The 18614-nt window shown below is 55.1% G+C and carries 18 protein-coding genes; 9 read left to right on the forward strand and 9 right to left on the reverse strand.

Features of this window, described 5'->3' with window-relative positions; all coding sequences use genetic code 11:
• Nucleotides 1-101 precede the first annotated feature (101 nt).
• From nirD to tsgA, 3 genes are all read right to left on the reverse strand, one after another.
• On the reverse strand, nt 102-428 hold the full coding sequence (nirD, locus tag AL479_RS10905; protein WP_061076104.1) for a nitrite reductase small subunit NirD: 327 nt from the start codon (nt 426-428) through the stop codon (nt 102-104).
• The gene (gene nirB, locus AL479_RS10910) at nt 425-2968 is read right to left on the reverse strand and encodes an NADPH-nitrite reductase large subunit (protein ID WP_061076105.1); all 2544 of its coding nucleotides are present in this window, start codon (nt 2966-2968) and stop codon (nt 425-427) included. Before nirB ends, nirD begins: the two co-directional genes overlap by 4 nt.
• 320 nt (nt 2969-3288) lie before the next feature.
• Nucleotides 3289-4470, reverse strand: a complete 1182-nt coding sequence (gene tsgA / locus AL479_RS10915) for an MFS transporter TsgA (protein ID WP_061076106.1) — start codon at nt 4468-4470, stop codon at nt 3289-3291.
• 265 nt (nt 4471-4735) lie between these two features.
• On the opposite strand from tsgA, the gene ppiA reads away from it, so the two are divergent.
• The 5 genes from ppiA (at nt 4736) to argD (ending at nt 8074) form a co-directional block, all read left to right on the forward strand.
• The gene (gene ppiA / locus AL479_RS10920; protein ID WP_042322832.1) at nt 4736-5308 is read left to right on the forward strand and encodes a peptidylprolyl isomerase A; all 573 of its coding nucleotides are present in this window, start codon (nt 4736-4738) and stop codon (nt 5306-5308) included.
• Between the two features lie 108 nt (nt 5309-5416).
• On the forward strand, nt 5417-5584 hold the full coding sequence (locus tag AL479_RS10925) for a YhfG family protein (RefSeq protein ID WP_044253468.1): 168 nt from the start codon (nt 5417-5419) through the stop codon (nt 5582-5584).
• Complete coding sequence (locus tag AL479_RS10930; protein WP_061076107.1) at nt 5574-6176, forward strand: putative adenosine monophosphate-protein transferase Fic; 603 nt, start codon at nt 5574-5576, stop codon at nt 6174-6176. The genes AL479_RS10925 and AL479_RS10930 overlap by 11 nt, the downstream gene beginning before the upstream one ends.
• 31 nt (nt 6177-6207) lie before the next feature.
• Nucleotides 6208-6771, forward strand: coding sequence for an aminodeoxychorismate synthase component 2 (gene pabA, locus AL479_RS10935; protein WP_061076108.1), 564 nt, complete (start codon nt 6208-6210; stop codon nt 6769-6771).
• 85 nt (nt 6772-6856) lie between these two features.
• On the forward strand, nt 6857-8074 hold the full coding sequence (argD, locus tag AL479_RS10940) for a bifunctional acetylornithine/succinyldiaminopimelate transaminase (protein WP_061076109.1): 1218 nt from the start codon (nt 6857-6859) through the stop codon (nt 8072-8074).
• A 97-nt stretch (nt 8075-8171) separates the two neighbouring features.
• Here argD and AL479_RS10945 read toward each other — a convergent pair whose 3' ends face one another.
• Both AL479_RS10945 and crp read right to left on the reverse strand, forming a co-directional pair.
• Nucleotides 8172-10259, reverse strand: coding sequence for a YccS/YhfK family putative transporter (locus AL479_RS10945; protein WP_061076110.1), 2088 nt, complete (start codon nt 10257-10259; stop codon nt 8172-8174).
• Nucleotides 10260-10310: 51 nt separating this feature from the next.
• The gene (gene crp / locus AL479_RS10950) at nt 10311-10943 is read right to left on the reverse strand and encodes a cAMP-activated global transcriptional regulator CRP (protein WP_000242758.1); all 633 of its coding nucleotides are present in this window, start codon (nt 10941-10943) and stop codon (nt 10311-10313) included.
• A 307-nt stretch (nt 10944-11250) separates the two neighbouring features.
• Between crp and AL479_RS10965 the strand changes: the two genes are divergently transcribed.
• Nucleotides 11251-11655 carry an OsmC family protein gene (locus tag AL479_RS10965; protein WP_042998393.1) on the forward strand — a complete coding sequence of 135 codons (405 nt, stop codon included), beginning with the start codon at nt 11251-11253 and terminating at the stop codon, nt 11653-11655.
• A gap of 99 nt (nt 11656-11754) precedes the next feature.
• Here the strand turns inward: AL479_RS10965 and AL479_RS10970 are convergent, their stop codons facing one another.
• From AL479_RS10970 to AL479_RS10985, 4 genes are read right to left on the reverse strand one after another with little or no spacing between them, the layout of a single operon-like run.
• On the reverse strand, nt 11755-12624 hold the full coding sequence (locus tag AL479_RS10970; protein WP_061076111.1) for a phosphoribulokinase: 870 nt from the start codon (nt 12622-12624) through the stop codon (nt 11755-11757).
• 54 nt (nt 12625-12678) lie between these two features.
• Nucleotides 12679-12897 (reverse strand): YheU family protein, encoded by a 219-nt coding sequence (locus AL479_RS10975; RefSeq protein ID WP_042998391.1) that lies wholly within the window; start codon nt 12895-12897, stop codon nt 12679-12681.
• Nucleotides 12898-12899: 2 nt separating this feature from the next.
• Nucleotides 12900-13916, reverse strand: a complete 1017-nt coding sequence (locus AL479_RS10980) for a hydrolase (protein ID WP_081093657.1) — start codon at nt 13914-13916, stop codon at nt 12900-12902.
• A gap of 5 nt (nt 13917-13921) precedes the next feature.
• On the reverse strand, nt 13922-15823 hold the full coding sequence (locus tag AL479_RS10985) for an ABC transporter ATP-binding protein (RefSeq protein WP_061076112.1): 1902 nt from the start codon (nt 15821-15823) through the stop codon (nt 13922-13924).
• 136 nt (nt 15824-15959) lie between these two features.
• Between AL479_RS10985 and kefG the strand changes: the two genes are divergently transcribed.
• From kefG to AL479_RS11005, 3 genes are read left to right on the forward strand one after another with little or no spacing between them, the layout of a single operon-like run.
• Nucleotides 15960-16511, forward strand: a complete 552-nt coding sequence (kefG, locus tag AL479_RS10995; RefSeq protein ID WP_042322810.1) for a glutathione-regulated potassium-efflux system ancillary protein KefG — start codon at nt 15960-15962, stop codon at nt 16509-16511.
• A complete protein-coding gene (kefB, locus tag AL479_RS11000; RefSeq protein ID WP_061076113.1) occupies nt 16511-18316 on the forward strand; it encodes a glutathione-regulated potassium-efflux system protein KefB in 1806 nt (601 codons plus the stop codon). Before kefG ends, kefB begins: the two co-directional genes overlap by 1 nt.
• 9 nt (nt 18317-18325) lie before the next feature.
• Entirely contained in the window at nt 18326-18526 is a 201-nt protein-coding gene (locus AL479_RS11005; protein WP_042322806.1) for a YheV family putative zinc ribbon protein, read from the forward strand.
• Nucleotides 18527-18614 lie beyond the last annotated feature (88 nt).

The raw sequence follows: 18614 nt of genomic DNA on the forward strand, positions 1-18614 counted from the left end.
CTGATGCAATTTGCCTGATGGCGCTACGCTTATCAGTCCTGCGAAAAAACAGAACTACTAATACGTTAAAAAAGGGAGGCGTTGCGCCTCCCTAAAATTCATTAACCGCGCAACTGCACGACGCCGTCTTTCACCCGCGCGTCGTAATGCGCCACGGAATGACTTTCATCCTCCATGCACAGGCCGTCGCTCAGGCGGAAGCGTTGTTTTTTCAACGGGCTGGCGACCCACAATTCGCCCTGATGTTCCGCAATCAGTCCGCGGGACAGCACGCTGGATTCAAAGAACGGGTCGATGTTGCTGATCGCAAACACCTGGTCGCTGTGATACGGACGAAAAATAGCGACCTGTTCCTCACCTAACAACGCGCAGACGCCGGTTGCGGGCAGGATGTCATCAATGTGGCAGATGTTTTTCCACTGGCTCATGCGTTTTCCTCCACCAGAGTGACCGGGATGCGTTCATACGGCGTGGCCGGACGGTGCTGTTCACGTTCAGGCATCACCTGGACGTTCGGATCGCGTTTATCGCTGTTGATGAAGTGTCTGAAACGCGTCTGGGCAGACGGCGTGTTGACGGTTTCCGTCCACTCGCAGACCACGGCTTCGCGCAGACGAGCCATCTCTTCTTCCAGATGTTCGTTCAGACCCAGTTTGTCGTCGATGATGACGGAACGCAGATACTCAATGCCGCCTTCCAGGTTGTCTAACCACGGGGCGGTACGGGTCAGTTTGTCCGCCGTACGGATGTAGAACATCATGAAACGGTCGAGATATTTGAGCAGAGTTTCACGATCGATATCCGCTGCCAGTAGATCCGCATGACGCGGCTTCATCCCGCCATTACCGCAGACGTACAGGTTCCAGCCTTTCTCGGTCGCGATGATACCGACGTCTTTGCCCTGGGCTTCGGCACATTCACGGGTACAGCCGGAAACGCCGAACTTCATCTTGTGCGGGGTACGAATGCCTTTGTAGCGGTTTTCCAGCTCAACGCCGAAGCCCACGCTGTCACCCACGCCGTAACGGCACCAGGTGCTGCCCACACAGGTTTTCGCCATGCGCAGCGCTTTGGCGTAGGCATGACCGGTTTCGAAGCCAGCTTCAATCAGTTGGCGCCAGATTTCCGGCAGGTCGTCTTTTTGCGCGCCGAACAGGCCGATACGCTGAGAACCGGTGATTTTGGTGTACAGGTTAAATTCACGGGCGATACGACCTACGGCAACCAGACCTTCCGGCGTGATTTCACCGCCAGCAGAGCGCGGGATCACGGAGTAGGTCCCGTCTTTCTGGATGTTCGCCAGGAAGTTGTCGTTGGTATCCTGCAGCGGAGTGTGCTGCGGTTTCAGGATGTACTCATTCCAGCAGGAGGCCAGCAGAGAGCCCACGGTCGGTTTACACACTTCGCAGCCATAACCTTTACCGTGTTTTGCCAGCAGTTCCTCGAAAGTTTTGATGCCTTCCACACGAATCAGGTGGAACAGTTCCTGGCGCGAGTAAGCAAAGTGCTCGCACAGGTTGTTGTTCACTTCGATACCCTGTTTCGCCAGTTCGGCATTCAGCACCTGGGTAACCAGCGGGATACAGCCGCCGCAGCCGGTACCGGCTTTGGTTTCGGCTTTCAGCGCGGCAACGGTGTGGCAGCCTTTGTTGATGGCGGCGACCAGCATACCTTTGGTGACGTCGAAACAGGAGCAAATCTGCGCGCTGTCCGGCAGTTTATCCACGCCGATAGACGGCTTACCACTGCCGGCATGGGCGGGCAGGATCAGCGAGTCCGGGTTTTCCGGCAGTTCGATAGCGTTCAGAACCAGTTGCAGCAGGTTGCCATAATCACTGGTATCCCCCACCAGTACCGCGCCGAGCAGGGTTTTGTTATCTGGGCTTACGATAAGGCGTTTGTAGACCTCTTTGCTTTCGTCGAGGTAAACGTAACTACGGGCACCCGGCGTACGACCATGTGCGTCGCCAATACCGCCAACGTCAACGCCCAGCAGTTTCAGCTTGGCGCTTAAATCTGCGCCTTCGAAGGCGTTTTCGTTCTCGAGGATATGGTCAACGGCGACCTGCGCCATTTTGTAGCCCGGTGCGACCAGACCGTACACCCGGTTGTTCCAACTGGCACATTCGCCGATGGCGTAGATATCCGGATCGGACGTCTGGCAGGCATCGTTGATCACAATCCCGCCGCGCGGCGCGACCTCCAGACCACACTGGGTCGCCAGTTTGTCGCGTGGGCGAATACCGGTGGAGAAGACGATAAAGTCCACTTCCAGCTCGCTACCGTCGGCAAAACGCATCGTTTTACGGGCTTCGGTGCCTTGCTGAACGATCTCCAGGGTGTTTTTGCTGGTGTGCACGCGCACGCCCATGCTTTCAATCTTGCGACGCAACTGTTCGCCGCCCATATGGTCAAGCTGTTCGGCCATCAGCATCGGGGCGAATTCAATCACGTGGGTTTCCACGCCAAGATTTTTCAGCGCGCCTGCCGCTTCCAGACCTAACAGACCGCCGCCGACGACCGCACCACGCTTGCTGCGACGAGCGCAGGATTCAATCGCGTTGAGGTCTTCGATGGTGCGATAAACGAAGCAGTCCTGGGTTTCGGAACCTTTAATCGGCGGGATCCACGGATAAGAACCGGTCGCCATAATCAGCTTGTCATAGTAAACCGTACGGCCCGCACTGGAGTGAATCACTTTTTCCTGGCGGTTGATGGTAATCGCACGTTCGCCGACCAGCACGTTAACACCGTGCTTCTCGTAAAATCCTTCACGGACCAGAGACAGTTCTTCAGCGGTGTGATGTGAGAAGTAGGATGACAGGTGCACACGGTCATATGCCTTGCGGGGTTCTTCGCAGAAAACAGTAATATCAAAATTGGCAGCGTCGGATTTATCAAGAAGGTCCTCAATAAAGCGATGGCCGACCATACCATTACCGATAATAGCGAGTCTGACTTTGCTCATTTTTGCCTCGATTTCTTTTCTATTACTGCCTACCTTAACGATTCAGCACCCCCACTTATTGATGCAAATCAAATTCACCTTTATATACCTCTTAAGGAGTATATTGCTGATTTGACAGCATTTTCTTAAGTTGTGGAAATATCAGACTTTTCGCGATCGTACAAATAACGTACAAAACAAGGGGTTTTTAGCAGAGGAAGGCTACCACTAAAGATTGGCTGGCCTACATCGTTCGAGGAAGGGGAGAGAAACGTGAAAAGGCCGGATGGCGGCAGCGCCTTATCCGGCCTACAAAGAGGATCACTATCCGGCAAATAACGTTACTGTGCTGCCGGGGCGTCATGCTGGCGATGACGGGTCACAAAACCGAGGATAAAACACATGACGAAGACGATGGCGTACAGGCCATTCGCGGTGAGCAAAGCCGCCTGAGGACCGCTGTGCGCCACGATAGGACCGGTGACGACAAACGTCAGCATGGTGCCGATGGTGCCGCAGGTCAGGACGAAGTTAACCAGTTTTGGCGAGGCTACGCGGGTCTGCTGCGAACCCAGGGTGATGATAGTGGTATAGATGGCGCTGGAGAAAAAGCCGAGAGCCAGAATAAACCACGGCATATGTTCAGGCGTCCCGGTGATGAACAGGTACATCAGCACGGTGGCCAGTGCCGCCAGGACGGTCAGAATGCGCTGTAAGTCGAAGAAACGCAGAATGAAACTGAAGGCCCACATCCCGAACATGTACGACATCCAGAAGTTGCTGACCAGCGTACCGGCATCGTTCAGGCTCATCCCCAACCCTTTCGCGTACTCGGGTACCCAGGAGATAAAGCCCAGCTGACCGAGGATGTAACACAGCGCAGCGACAGACAGAAACAGGACGCCGATGCCCCATTTCTCTTTCACGACTGGCGTATCGCTTTGCGGCGCGTGTTTGCCCAGCGGCGGGAATTCACAGCCGAAGGTCAGAAGAAAAATAGCGACATAGACCAGGCCGATGCAGGCGTACACCCAGTACCACTCGATGCTGCGCGCCAACAGGAACGCGGCGACCATCGGGAAAACCATCCCAGCCATGCTGAAGAAGGAGTCAGTAAACAGCAGACGGGAGCCGCGCTGACGACCTTCATACATCTGCGTAATCAGGAACGTACCAATCGACATGGTGATCCCGCTGACCAGCCCCAGCACAAACATTGCGGCAGAGAACAGAGCCAGACTATGGCTGAACATCAGACCGGCAACGGCCAGCACCATCAGGATAAAGCCAAAGCGCAGTTGCGTTTTCAGCGGAACAATTTCCATCAACCAGGCATTAAGGAAAATGGAGATCAAGATACCGGCGTTCAGGAAGGTGAAAGTGTTACTCATACTGGAAACCGGCAACTGGAAATATTCTGCGATGTTTCCCATCACCATCCCGGTGACAATAACCAACGCACCGGTGAGGGCGTAGGAGAGAAAGCTAATCCATGTGAGCTTGATACGATTGCTGTTAGTCATGACTGGCCTGTAAATGGAAGTAAAGCGCATTGACGGCGCCGGGAACGGGCGGATTTTAGGCGTTTTAGTGATGTATTTAAACTTTTATCGGAAATTACAGAGTCTGTTACATATTTAAAAGTGATATAAATCACAATAATTAAGGTATTGATGAAGTTACATATGTTTCAGGTACGTAAAATTAGGTAAAGGGATGGCCTTGTCCCTGAAGGCTCTTTAGAATCAAACCACTGGCTTTTGTTACCGCTCTCCTAAAGGAAATCTCATGCTCAAATCGACCCTGGCGGCTGTTGCAGCTGTTTTCGCCCTTTCTGCTCTCTCTCCCGCAGCGCTGGCAGCAAAAGGGGATCCGCACGTTTTGCTGACAACCTCTGCAGGTAATATTGAACTGGAACTGAATAGCCAGAAAGCGCCTGTTTCAGTGCAAAACTTTGTCGATTATGTGAACAATGGTTTCTATAACAACACCACGTTTCACCGTGTCATTCCGGGCTTTATGGTCCAGGGCGGCGGCTTCACCGAGCAGATGCAGCAGAAGAAACCTAATCCTCCGATTAAAAACGAAGCCGATAACGGCCTGCGTAACACGCGCGGCACCATCGCGATGGCGCGTACTGCCGATAAAGACAGCGCGACCAGCCAGTTCTTTATCAACGTGGCGGATAATGCTTTCCTCGATCACGGCCAGCGTGACTTCGGCTATGCCGTATTTGGTAAAGTTGTGAAAGGGATGGACGTGGCCGATAAGATTTCCCAGGTGCCGACCCATGATGTCGGCCCTTACCAGAATGTGCCGTCAAAACCGGTGGTTATCCTCTCCGCAAAAGTGCTGCCGTAATCCTTCCCCGCGCGGGTGTTGCAAGCCCGCGTCGTTTTATCCTCCCTGCGTAACCGCGTTTTGCTGCTTATACTTGTGGCAAACACGGATCAATCAGGGAGGCGTACAGTGAAAAAACTCACCGACAGGCAAAAATCCCGGCTCTGGGAACAGCAGCGCAACGTGAATTTTCAGGCCAGCCGCCGTCTTGAGGGCGTCGAAAGTCCGTTAGTCACGCTTAATGCCGCAGAGGCGCTGGCGCGTCTGGAAGAACTCCGGAGGCACTATGAGCGATAAAATCGGCGACGACCGCGATCCGTATCTCTACCCCGGACTGAATGTGATGCGTAACCGTCTGGGGATCCACCAGATCGGGCGTCTGGAGCAGGCCGCTTACGAACTGACCGCATTGCGTGCAGCGACCATCGAACTGGGCCCGTCGAAGCGCGGGTTGCCTCATCTGTGTGCGATTCATCGTCAGCTTTACCAGGACGTCTTTGACTGGGCGGGTCATCTGCGTGAAGTGGATATCTATCAGGGTGATACCCGTTTCTGTCATTTCGCTTACATCGAAAAAGAGGGGAATGCCCTGATGCAGGATCTGGAGGAAGAGGGCTACCTGATGGGGCTGCCGAAAGAGAAGTTCGTCAGCCGCCTTGCGCATTATTACTGTGAGATCAACGTGCTACATCCGTTTCGTCTTGGCAGCGGCATGGCACAGCGGATTTTCTTCGAACAACTGGCTATTCATGCTGGCTATCTTCTTCGCTGGGCTGATGTGCCGGTGGCGGAATGGAGTCGGGCGAATCAGGAAGGGGCGATGGGCGACCTTAGCGCATTGCAGGCGATATTTCGTAAAGGGGTAAGCGAAGCTGAGGAAACTGAGTAGAATAGCGCGGTTTTCCTCGACCGGAGCCGCCATGATCCTGCTTATCGACAACTACGATTCTTTCACTTGGAACCTTTATCAGTATTTTTGTGAGCTGGGCGCTGACGTGCAGGTTAAGCGCAATGATGAGTTGACGCTGTCGCAGATCGATGCGCTACAGCCGCAAAAAATCGTCATCTCGCCCGGCCCCTGCACCCCGGATGATGCCGGAATTTCGCTGGAGGTGATTCGCCATTATGCCGGACGGTTGCCGATACTGGGCGTCTGTCTGGGGCATCAGGCGATGGCGCAGGCTTTTGGCGCAACGATCGTACGCGCCGAAAAAGTGATGCACGGAAAAACGTCGCCTATCCACCACACGGGACAGGGCGTGTTTCAGGGGTTAACTAACCCGCTTACCGTCACCCGCTATCACTCGCTCGTCATCGACCCCGCCACACTCCCCGACGGCTTTGAGGTGACTGCCTGGAGCGAAACGCAGGAGATTATGGGGATCCGCCATACGACGTGGGATCTGGAAGGCGTGCAGTTTCACCCGGAAAGTATTCTCAGCGAACAGGGGCATCAGCTGCTGGCAAATTTCCTTAATCGGTGATTTGTGGTTGCTATCCGATGATTTTTTATGCATATTTTGTGATTATATTTTCACATTCATTTTTGCATAACTGGATGGGCATGAGATGGCAACTGAACAAACGGCAGTAACCCGGGCAACTTTCGATGAAGTCATTCTGCCGATTTATGCACCGGCGGAATTTATTCCGGTAAAAGGGAAAGGCAGCCGGGTCTGGGATCAGCAGGGCAAAGACTATGTTGATTTCGCGGGCGGAATTGCGGTGACCGCGCTGGGGCATTGCCATCCGGCGTTGGTGGCGGCCCTGAAAACCCAGGGTGAAACGCTCTGGCATACCAGTAACGTCTTTACCAACGAACCCGCACTGCGTCTGGGACGAAAAATAATCGATGCCACCTTTGCCGAGCGCGTGCTGTTCATGAACTCCGGGACAGAAGCCAACGAAACGGCGTTCAAGCTGGCGCGTCATTATGCCTGCGTGCGCCATAGCCCGTTCAAAACCAAAATTATTGCCTTTCATAATGCGTTCCACGGTCGTTCGCTGTTTACCGTCACTGTCGGCGGTCAGCCGAAGTATTCCGATGGTTTCGGGCCAAAACCGGCGGATATCGTCCACGTTCCGTTTAACGATCTTCACGCAGTGAAAGCGGTGATGGATGACCATACCTGTGCTGTCGTGGTTGAGCCGGTACAGGGTGAGGGGGGCGTTCTGGCCGCGACGCCAGCGTTCCTGAAAGGTCTGCGCGAGCTCTGCGATCAGCATCAGGCACTGCTGGTGTTTGATGAAGTACAAAGCGGGATGGGGCGTACCGGCGATCTGTTTGCCTATATGCACTATGGCGTGACGCCGGATATTCTCACCAGTGCGAAAGCGCTGGGCGGCGGCTTCCCGGTGAGCGCGGTATTGACGACGCAGGAGATTGCTTCAGCGTTTCACGTCGGCTCTCATGGCTCGACCTACGGCGGTAACCCGCTGGCCTGCGCCGTGGCGGAAGCGGCATTCGACATCATCAACACGCCGGACGTGCTGGGTGGCGTACAGGTGAAGCGGCAGAGATTCGTTCAACATCTGCAGCAGATTGATGAGCAGTACCACGTGTTCAGCGATATTCGTGGTATGGGCCTGTTGATTGGTGCCGAGCTGAAACCACAATACAAAGGACGCGCGCGTGATTTCCTCTATGCGGCGGCGGAGGCTGGCGTGATGGTGTTGAATGCCGGTCCTGACGTGATGCGCTTTGCCCCATCGCTGGTGGTGGAAGAGGCGGATATCGACGAAGGGATGCAGCGTTTTGCACAGGCTGTTGCGAAGGTTGTCGGTTAACACCAGGCCTGATGGCGCTGTACTTATCAGGCCTGGTGTCGATAACACGATCCGTGCAGGCCGGATAAGGCGTTATGCCGCTATCCGGTAATCCGTGTTAACCCCGCATATCCCGCAAGCGACGGCTGAGCCAGATTCCGTGGTGCGGCCGCTGACGCCATGCCACAGACGAGATGGTGTGCATGGTGTTAAGGTGACCAATAACGCGCTGCAGATGCTGTTCCAGGGTACTTAACGGACCGTGGGACAGCATTTCTGGCGCTTCCAGAATATTCACATCCCCTGAGCTGCCGGGCCCGTCATACTCCAGTCGCTGCTGACAGCGTTGCAGCGCTATTTCACACGATTGCAGATACCGCTGCGCCAGGTCCGGCGTCAGCATCGTATGCTCACGCGCCAGCGTGGTCATGGCGTTGATATGTTCGACGATAAACTGACTGTGCGTCACCCACAGCTTCATATCTTCCAGATAATGGCTGTTAAAGCCGGGTTCCTGCATCGCCTGATTGAGCGAGTTGAACAACGTATTGTGCGCCTGGTTGACCCGCATACGTTGCCAGGCGAGCGGCGTGGGTTGCGGATCGTCGCTCAGAATCAGACGAATGGCTTCCTGATCGGCCTCCAGCGCATCATGGGCGTTTTTACGCAACAGACCACTCTGCCACTGCGGCCACAGCCAGACGGTGCCGCCAAACGCAATCAGGCAGCCTATTACCGTATCGACAAATCGTGGAATGATGAACTGTTCGCCGTCCAGTGTCAGCAGTTGCAGGGTATACACCGCTGTGACGGTAAATCCAACCGTCGCCCAGCCGTAGTTTTTGCGGATGGTCAGATAACTGACCAGGGTTATTATCAGCATCAGGGCCAGCGTATATCCCTCGGGAATATGAAAGTGCAGCGTCACGCCTGCGATAATCAGCCCCACCAGCGTTCCCGCTGAACGGTGCAGAATACGCACGCGGGTGGCGCCGTAACCGTTTTGCGTCACAAACAGCACCGTCATCAGGATCCAGTAAGGCTTCGGCAGATGCAGCGCGGTTCCCATCAGACTGGCGATGCTGAGCATGACGCTGATCCGCCCGGCGCTACGTAGCGCCGGAGATTTCAGCGAGAGGTAGTTTTTCAACGCCGGCAGCAGCGGTAGCCGACGCTGCTTATCGGCCATCAGATCGCGGGCGTACAACGGGCGCTGGGTGCGAAGCACGCGGGCGATACGGCTGAAGTGCCAGTAACAGAACTGCCCGACGGGGTTATCCGGATGCTGATGAGCAATTTTTTCCAGCGCGCCAATCTGCTTTTGCATAGTGAACCGCGTCGGCAGCCGGTGATACAGAATGTCATCCGCCAGTACGCGCAGGCGAGCGGCGACCGTTTGCGCATTCCAGCGAATCACCTGTTCCGCGTGGCTGCGCTCGACCAGCTTTTGCACTTCTTCCGGCTGATGCAGACTGACGGAGATATGTTCCTGCAGATCCAGCGCTTCCTGAAAGGCGCGCAGCATCCGTTTATAGTCATTATTGTGATGTGCCGACAGCATGTGCATCTGCTGATAGCACTGAGTGATGAGGTCGACGGCTTTCTGCTGGCGCACCAGAAGCGGCGGCAGGGCTTTTTCCGGGTCGGTGTGCTGGGTCAACATGCTGTATTTGGCTTCGCAGTAATCCGCCAGTTCCCGGTATAACAGACTCAGCGACTCGCGCAGCGGCTGTTCGCGCCAGAGCCAAAACCAGAACCAGTTAAATAATCCATACCATAATGTGCCCAGCGCGTAGATCAGCAGCGGCTCCCAGACCGGCATATTTCCCGCGAGGCTCAGTGTGAAAATCGCCGCAATCAGCGAGGCCGGAAGCAAACGCGCGTGGAGGGAGCTCAATTCAGCGGTGACGCCGAGCGTGAGCGTCAGGCCGGTCAGGATCAGGGGTAACGGCACCGCCTGCGCCAGCAGCAGCTGCATGATCAGGCTACAGCCGGCAAACAGCGATGCACCGATAATCAGGCGTTTGAAAAAGCGTTTGTGCGGAGTATCAAGCCCGGCAATGTTGCAGCAGGCGGGAACCAGAGAGAAGAGCAGGCCCAGATGTAACTGCCCGATGATCAGGCCGACGGCCACGGGCAAACAGAGCACCAGCGTTTGACGTAGTGCATAGTTGATTTCTGGGTGATAAATCAGTCTGCGCCACATTGGCAAAACAAAAATGACGCACTACCGGGTAGCGCGTCATTTCCGATGAGATTAACGAGTGCCGTAAACGACGATCGTTTTACCGTGAGCGGAGATCAGGTTCTGATCTTCCAGCATCTTCAGAATACGACCAACGGTTTCGCGAGAGCAGCCAACGATCTGACCAATCTCCTGGCGAGTGATTTTGATCTGCATACCGTCCGGGTGAGTCATCGCATCAGGTTGTTTCGCCAGATTCAGCAGAGTCTGGGCGATACGACCGGTCACGTCGAGGAAGGCCAGGTTACCGACTTTCTCTGAAGTGACTTGCAGGCGGCGAGCCATTTGGGAAGAGAGGCGCATCAGAATATCCGGGTTCACCTGGATCAACTGACGGAATTTCTTGTAGGAAATTTCAGCCACTTCACACGCTGTTTTCGCTCGAACCCATGCGCTACGTTCCTGGCCTTCTTCAAACAGGCCCAGTTCGCCAATAAAATCACCCTGATTCAGATAAGAAAGGATCATTTCTTTCCCTTCCTCATCCTTAATCAACACTGCCACTGAGCCCTTAACGATGTAGTACAACGTTTCTGCTTTTTCACCCTGGTGAATCAGCGTGCTCTTGGACGGGTACTTATGAATGTGGCAATGAGACAAGAACCATTCAAGTGTCGGGTCTGTTTGCGGTTTGCCAAGCACCATGCGCGATTATCCTCTGTTATAAGCTGTCTCCAGAGCCAAAAAATGCCGCTGTCTCTGGGGTTGCAAAAATGTGCTTCCCGCGTCCTGGGAAGAGGCTGTCAAAAACAAACTGCAGCCTTTAATGTGAAGTCCTCTGCATACATGCAGTACATCAATGTATTACTGTAGCATCCTGACTGTTTTAGCATAGCTTTAGCCGTGTGTCTCCTGGTGTCTCGCTTCAGCATGACGGAGGTCGCCTTCCGTTGCGAGAATTGTTATGTACGCGTAATCTGTCAGGAAAATTGACGCACTGGAGTTAAAAAATATGCAAGCGCGTGTTAAATGGGTTGAGGGGTTAACCTTCCTGGGTGAGTCGGCTTCCGGACACCAGATTTTGATGGACGGTAACTCTGGCGATAAAGCGCCGAGCCCGATGGAAATGGTGCTGATGGCCGCGGGCGGCTGCAGCGCAATTGACGTGGTTTCTATCCTGCAAAAAGGCCGTCAGGATGTAACGAACTGCGAAGTGAAACTGACGTCGGAACGTCGCGAAGAGGCGCCACGCCTGTTCACCCACATCAATCTGCACTTTATTGTCACGGGAAATGACCTGAAGGATGCCGCTGTTTCGCGTGCGGTCGATCTGTCGGCGGAGAAGTACTGCTCTGTGGCGCTGATGCTGGGAAAAGCGGTCAACATTACCCATTCGTATGAAGTGATTGCGGCGTAATTTTTCATGTCGCTGGATGGCGGCCAGCGTCTGGTCCGGCCTACAGATTCCTGATTTGTAGGCCCGATAAGCGTAGAGCCATCGGGCACTTCCCATCGTTTATTCGATCTTCTTGCCTTCCATCAGTCGCTGTACCAGCGGCAACATGATGAGTTCCATTGCCAGCCCCATTTTGCCGCCAGGTACCACCAATGTATTGATGTGGGAAATGAATGAACCCTGCAGCATCGCCAGCAGCCAGGGGAAATCGATCCCTTCCAGATTACGGAAATGGATCACGACAAAGCTCTCATCCAGTGACGGGATGCCTTTGGCCGCGAACGGGTTTGAGGTATCTACGGTGGGAACGCGCTGGAAGTTGATGTGGGTGCGGGAGAACTGCGGCGTGATGTAGTTGATATAGTCGTCCATCGAACGCACCACCGAATCCATCACTGCTTCACGAGAATGGCCTCGTTCGCTGGTATCGCGGGTAAGCTTCTGGATCCACTCCAGGTTAACGATGGGGACCACGCCGACCAGTAGATCAACATGGCTTGCAACCTCATGCTGGGGCGTGACGACGCCGCCGTGCAGGCCTTCATAGAACAGCACATCGGTGGGTTCCGGCAGGGGTTGCCACGGGGTAAACGTCCCCGGCACCTGATTCCACGGGACGGCTTCATCGTAGGTATGCAGATATTTACGCGACTGGCCTTTGCCCGTCTGACCGTACTCAATAAACGTCTGTTCCAGCAGACCGAAGTCATTGGCTTCGGGGCCAAAATAGCTGATGTGGCGTCCGGCGTCGCGTGCTTTGCGGATCGCCATATCCATTTCTGGACGGGTATAGCGGTGAAAACTATCGCCTTCCACCTCGGCGGCGCACAGGTTGAGCTGCGCAAAAATTTTACGGAACGCGAGGCTGGTGGTGGTGGTCCCCGCGCCGCTGGATCCTGTTACCGCAATCACCGGATGTTTGGCAGACATGTTAACTCCATCAATAAATTGATTTTTTATTATAGTCGGCCGATAGCGTGCGGGTTATTCGCGAAATTGCTTGCGCGGCATGATGTTGACGGTTTCGTGCAACTCAGACCACACCAGCACCGCTTCTCCACACTGTAACTGGCGTTTGACGTCGGCGACTTTTTGCTCAAGGGTACGTTCATGTTCACCATAATCGGTACCTTCGCGCAACACAAAGCTTTCGATCAGATTGTCCAGCGTCTCGGGGGAAAGGTCCTGCCAGGGGATCTGCATGATTAGGCCTCCAGATACGGTGTCAGCCAGTCAGGGATACGCGATTCCAGCCACATTTCTGGCCGACGTAGCGTCCCGCCGATAAATCCAACGTGCCCGCCATGTTCGGTTAACTGATATTCCACCTGCGGCGGCAAATCTTCCGCTTTGGGGATCACATGATGATCCATAAACGGGTCGTCTTTCGCGTGGATGATCAGCGTCGGAATGGCGATGTCGCTGAGTAAGGGCATTGCACTGCACTGACGATAGTAGTCGATAGCGTCGGCGAAGCCGTGAATTTTAGCGGTGATCAGATCGTCAAACTCGCGGATCCGGCGCAGGGATTTCAACTGCGCCAGACTCACCGGCAACGAGCCCGGATAGGCCGCCAGCTTGCGCGACGCGTTAGCCTTCAGCAGGTTGAGCAGATAGCGCTGATAAACACGGGAAAAGCCTTTATCCATATGGTAGCTACAGGCTTCCAGTACAAAAGGAGCTGAGACAATGACCGCCGCATCAAGCGGGATGTTTTTCCCTTCTTTAGCCAGCAGGCACGCCAGCACATTTCCGCCGAGCGAGTAGCCTACGGCGGCCGTCGGCGCATGGCCAAATTCCCGCTGCAACCAGCCTAAGAACCAGGTTCCGTCTTCGGTTTCACCGGAGTGATAAATGCGGTTCAGGCGATTCGGTTCGCCGCTGCAACCGCGAAAGTGCATCACCACACCAAGCCAGCCACGGTTCTTTGCCGCCTCAATCAGCCCATGCGCGTACGGACTGTTCAGGCTGCCTTCCAGACCATGAAAGACCACCAGGCGCGGCTTGTGCTTCGCCTGATGCGGATCTTCACTCCATGCCAGATCGACAAAGTCGCCGTCGGGCAATTCCAGACGCTGCCAGTGGGCGTCGAAATTCACCTTTCGGCGGATCAAACGCGGCAACATAGTCTGTAGGTGGCAGTTACTGATACCGCGCATCGGGCGAAATTCGTCACTGCTGCCGTTTGGCATTTCAGGGTCGTGAAGGATTACGTGTGTCATCGCCGTTACTCGCTCAGCATCTGCTCGAGCTGTTCCTGCGCGTCCAGCCAGGCCATTTCGCACGCTTCCAGCCCGGCTTTAGCGCTGGCCTGCTGTTGCAGGCATTCCGTCAGCTCGGCTTTGCGGCTCTGGTCGTAAAGTTCGCTGTCACCCAGCTTCTCTTCCGTCTGCGCCAGCTGTGCGTTCAGCGTCTCCATCTCTTTTTCCAGACGGGCGATCTCTTTACGCAGCGGTTGGGTTTGCGTCCGCAGTTCGGCTTCTCGACGCTTCTGATCTTTACGCGCTTGCGCGCTGTTGATGTTCTCTTTTGGTGTCTCATCAGACTGGCTTTCCTGCTTCTGCACATCGCTCAGCCACTGCTGATAATCTTCCAGATCGCCATCGAACGGCTCGACCTTGCGGTCATGCACCAGGTACAGGTCGTCGGTTGTGGATCGCAGCAAATGGCGGTCGTGCGAAACCACCACCAGCGCGCCTTCAAATTCAATCAGCGCTTCGGTTAATGCCTGACGCATGTCGAGATCAAGGTGGTTAGTCGGTTCATCGAGCAGCAGCAGGTTTGGGCGCTGCCAGACGATCAGCGCCAGCACCAGTCGCGCTTTTTCGCCGCCGGAGAAACGACGCGTCTCTTCACTGACTTTATCGCCCTGGAAGCCGAAGCCGCCCAGGTAGTCGCGTAGCTTCTGTTCCAGCTCTTGTGGCGCCAGTCGCGCCAGATGCTGCAACGGCGACTCATCCGCCCGCAAATACTCGAGCTGGTGCTGGGCGAAGTAACCGAGCTTGATGCCTTTCGCCAGGCCGATTTCACCACTGACAGGGGACAGCTCACCCGCCAACAGTTTGATGAGCGTGGATTTACCGGCGCCGTTACGTCCCAGCAGACCAATACGCGATCCCGGCACCAGGTTCAGTTTGATGGAGTCCAGGATGATGCGTTCGTCATAACCGGCACTCACTTTCTCCATTTTCAGCAGCGGATTCGGCAGGCTCTCCGGCGCGCGGAAGCTGAAATGGAATGGGTTATCGACATGCGCCGGGGCAATCAGCTCCATGCGTTCCAGCATCTTGATACGGCTCTGCGCCTGCTTTGCTTTCGTGGCTTTGGCGCGGAAGCGATCGATATAGCTTTGCAGATGCGCCACGCGCTCCTGCTGGCTTTCATACATTGCCTGCTGTTGGGCCAGACGCGTGGCGCGCTGAATTTCAAACGCGCTGTAGTTGCCGGTGTACTCGAACATCGTTTGCTGTTCGATATGAATGATTTTATCCACCACCGGATCGAGGAAGTCACGGTCGTGAGAGATCAGAATCAGAGTGCCCTGATAGCTCTTCAGCCATTTTTCCAGCCAGATAACCGCATCCAGATCGAGGTGGTTGGTCGGTTCATCGAGCAGGAGGAGATCGGAGCGACAAATCAGCGCCTGGGCCAGGTTGAGACGCATACGCCAGCCGCCGGAAAAGTCGCTGACCGGACGTTCCAGTTGTTCATTAGAAAAACCGAGACCATGCAACAGGCTGGCAGCGCGGGAGCGTACGGTCCAGGCGTCGATGGCATCCAGCTTGCCGTGGACGGTGGCAATGGCGTGTCCATCGTTACGTTCGTTAGCGTCATGCAACTGGGCTTCCAGTTGACGATATTCGCGGTCGCCGTCAATGACATATTCCAGCGCGGGCTGGGGCAGGGCTGGTGTTTCCTGATTCACCCACGCCAACTGCCAGCTACCAGGAAAGGTAAAACCGCCGGCATCTGCGCTGATTTCATTTTTCAGCAATGCCAGCAGGGTAGATTTCCCGCAGCCGTTCTTACCCACCAGACCGACTTTCTGGCCCGGATTGATGGTGGCAGTGGCATTGTCCAGTAAGACGCGCACGCCGCGACGAATTTGTAACGAGGAGAAAACAATCATAAGGCGCCGTATGTTCAGACTATGTTAATTTATCATTATGATAATGTAAGGTGTGGGCCATTTTCCGCACCGGGCCGCAATGGTAGCCCAAAACGACGACTATACACAAAAACAGAAACAAACCGGGAGGGGGATGATGTCTCAGCCAGCAAAGGTCTTGCTGCTGTATGCCCATCCGGAATCTCAGGACTCGGTGGCTAACCGGGTACTGCTTAAGCCGGCCACGCAGCTCAGCAACGTTACGGTGCACGATCTCTACGCGCACTATCCTGATTTTTTTATTGATATCCCGCATGAGCAGGCGCTACTGCGTGAGCATGACGTGATCGTGTTTCAGCACCCGCTGTACACCTATAGCTGTCCGGCGTTGCTGAAAGAGTGGCTGGACCGCGTATTGAGCCGTGGCTTTGCCAGCGGCCCCGGGGGAAATCAGTTGGCGGGAAAGTACTGGCGGAGCGTGATCACAACGGGTGAACCGGAGAGCGCCTATCGCTATGACGCGTTGAATCGCTATCCGATGAGCGATGTACTGCGGCCATTCGAACTGACGGCAGGGATGTGCCGGATGCACTGGCTGAGTCCCATTATTATCTACTGGGCCAGACGACAAAGCGCGCAGGAGCTGGAAAGCCATGCAAAAGCGTATGGCGACTGGCTTGCCCATCCTGTTCCTGTGGGAGGCCGCTGATGGAAGGTTCCGATTTATTGACTGCGGGAGTGCTGTTTCTCTTCGCGGCGGTGGCTGCGGTGCCTTTGGCATCGCGGCTGGGTATTGGCGCCGTGTTGGGCTATTTGCTTGCGGGAATTGCCATTGGCCCGTGGGGGCTGGGGTTCATCAGCGACGTGGATGAGATTCTCCACTTCTCTGAACTCGGCGTCGTGTTTCTGATGTTTATCATCGGGCTGGAGCTGAACCCGTCGAAGCTCTGGCAGCTCCGGCGTTCTATCTTTGGTGTCGGGGCGGCACAGGTTCTGCTGAGTGCGGCGCTGTTGGCCGGACTGTTGATGTTGACCGATTTCTCATGGCAGGCGGCAGTTGTCGGCGGGATAGGGCTCGCGATGTCGTCAACCGCGATGGCGCTACAGTTGATGCGCGAAAAGGGGATGAACCGCAGCGAATCCGGACAACTGGGCTTTTCGGTTTTGCTGTTCCAGGATCTGGCGGTGATCCCGGCGCTCGCGCTGGTGCCGCTGTTAGCCGGTTCGGCCGATGAAGACTTTGACTGGATGAAGATCGGCATGAAGGTGCTGGCGTTTGCTGGCATGCTGATTGGCGGACGCTATCTGCTGCGTCCGGTGTTTCGCTTTATTGCCGCCTCCGGCGTGCGCGAAGTGTTTACCGCCGCCACGCTGCTGCTGGTGCTGGGATCGGCACTGTTTATGGATGCGCTGGGGCTGTCGATGGCGCTCGGCACGTTTATCGCCGGGGTGCTGTTAGCGGAAAGTGAATACCGGCACGAGCTGGAAACCGCGATCGATCCGTTTAAAGGACTGCTGCTGGGGCTCTTCTTTATTTCTGTCGGGATGTCACTCAATCTGGGCGTGCTGTATACCCACTTGCTGTGGGTTGTGGCAAGCGTGGTGGTGCTGGTGGCGGTCAAAACGTTGGTGCTTTATCTGCTGGCGCGACTGTACGGCCTGCGCAGTTCTGAAAGAATGCAGTTTGCTGGCGTGTTGAGCCAGGGCGGAGAGTTCGCTTTTGTGCTGTTCTCGACCGCGTCGTCGCAGCGGTTGTTTCAGGGCGATCAGATGGCGCTTTTGCTGGTGACCGTCACGCTGTCGATGATGACCACGCCGATGCTGATGAAGCTTATCGATAAATGGCTGTCCCGCCAGCTTAACGGCCCGGATGAAGAAGATGAAATGCCGTGGGTTGAGGATGATAAGCCGCAGGTCATCGTGGTGGGCTTTGGCCGTTTTGGTCAGGTTATCGGTCGTTTGCTGATGGCGAATAAGATGCGCATTACCGTGCTGGAGCGGGACATCAGCGCGGTGAACCTGATGCGTAAATATGGCTATAAGGTCTATTACGGCGATGCCACGCAGGTAGATCTGCTGCGTTCCGCGGGCGCCGAGGCGGCAGAATCTATCGTCATTACCTGTAATGAACCGGAAGATACGATGAAGCTGGTGGAGATCTGCCAGCAGCATTTCCCGCATTTGCATATTCTTGCGCGAGCGCGCGGACGCGTCGAAGCGCATGAGTTATTACAGGCGGGGGTCGCGCAGTTTTCCCGTGAGACCTTTTCCAGTGCGCTGGAGTTGGGACGCAAAACGCTGGTGTCGTTGGGAATGCATCCTCATCAGGCGCAGCGGGCGCAACTGCATTTCCGCCGGCTGGATATGCGGATGCTGAGGGAACTCATCCCGATGCATGCCGATACGGTACAAATCTCTCGCGCCAGAGAAGCCAGACGGGAACTGGAGGAGATTTTCCAGCGCGAGATGCAACAAGAACGACGCCAACTGGATGGCTGGGATGAATTCGAATAGAGGATAAGTATGGCAATCCGTAAACGTTTTATTGCAGGGGCGAAATGCCCTTCCTGCCAGGCGCAGGATTCTCTGGCGATGTGGCGCGAGAATAATATTGATATTGTTGAATGTGTTAAGTGCGGGCATCAGATGCGGGAAGCGGATAAAGAAGCCCGCGACCACGTTCGCAAAGAAGAGCAAGTGATCGGGATATTTCATCCAGACTAGCGATATGGCCCGAGATTTTTTAAGCTAAGGGGTACACAGGTGCAGATTTCCGCTACAATCTGCGCCAGCAATTTTCCCACGCTCAGGA

The organism is Citrobacter amalonaticus, from assembly GCF_001559075.2.
In the GTDB taxonomy this organism is placed as follows: domain Bacteria; phylum Pseudomonadota; class Gammaproteobacteria; order Enterobacterales; family Enterobacteriaceae; genus Citrobacter_A; species Citrobacter_A amalonaticus_F.

Coding starts and splice junctions, on each gene's coding strand:
- nirD (WP_061076104.1), bottom strand. CDS start 428: ATGAGCCAGTGGAAAAACATCTGCCACATTGATGACATCCTGCCCGCA.
- nirB (WP_061076105.1), bottom strand. CDS start 2,968: ATGAGCAAAGTCAGACTCGCTATTATCGGTAATGGTATGGTCGGCCAT.
- tsgA (WP_061076106.1), bottom strand. CDS start 4,470: ATGACTAACAGCAATCGTATCAAGCTCACATGGATTAGCTTTCTCTCC.
- ppiA (WP_042322832.1), top strand. CDS start 4,736: ATGCTCAAATCGACCCTGGCGGCTGTTGCAGCTGTTTTCGCCCTTTCT.
- AL479_RS10930 (WP_061076107.1), top strand. CDS start 5,574: ATGAGCGATAAAATCGGCGACGACCGCGATCCGTATCTCTACCCCGGA.
- pabA (WP_061076108.1), top strand. CDS start 6,208: ATGATCCTGCTTATCGACAACTACGATTCTTTCACTTGGAACCTTTAT.
- argD (WP_061076109.1), top strand. CDS start 6,857: ATGGCAACTGAACAAACGGCAGTAACCCGGGCAACTTTCGATGAAGTC.
- AL479_RS10945 (WP_061076110.1), bottom strand. CDS start 10,259: ATGTGGCGCAGACTGATTTATCACCCAGAAATCAACTATGCACTACGT.
- crp (WP_000242758.1), bottom strand. CDS start 10,943: ATGGTGCTTGGCAAACCGCAAACAGACCCGACACTTGAATGGTTCTTG.
- AL479_RS10965 (WP_042998393.1), top strand. CDS start 11,251: ATGCAAGCGCGTGTTAAATGGGTTGAGGGGTTAACCTTCCTGGGTGAG.
- AL479_RS10970 (WP_061076111.1), bottom strand. CDS start 12,624: ATGTCTGCCAAACATCCGGTGATTGCGGTAACAGGATCCAGCGGCGCG.
- AL479_RS10975 (WP_042998391.1), bottom strand. CDS start 12,897: ATGCAGATCCCCTGGCAGGACCTTTCCCCCGAGACGCTGGACAATCTG.
- AL479_RS10980 (WP_081093657.1), bottom strand. CDS start 13,916: ATGACACACGTAATCCTTCACGACCCTGAAATGCCAAACGGCAGCAGT.
- AL479_RS10985 (WP_061076112.1), bottom strand. CDS start 15,823: ATGATTGTTTTCTCCTCGTTACAAATTCGTCGCGGCGTGCGCGTCTTA.
- kefG (WP_042322810.1), top strand. CDS start 15,960: ATGTCTCAGCCAGCAAAGGTCTTGCTGCTGTATGCCCATCCGGAATCT.
- kefB (WP_061076113.1), top strand. CDS start 16,511: ATGGAAGGTTCCGATTTATTGACTGCGGGAGTGCTGTTTCTCTTCGCG.
- AL479_RS11005 (WP_042322806.1), top strand. CDS start 18,326: ATGGCAATCCGTAAACGTTTTATTGCAGGGGCGAAATGCCCTTCCTGC.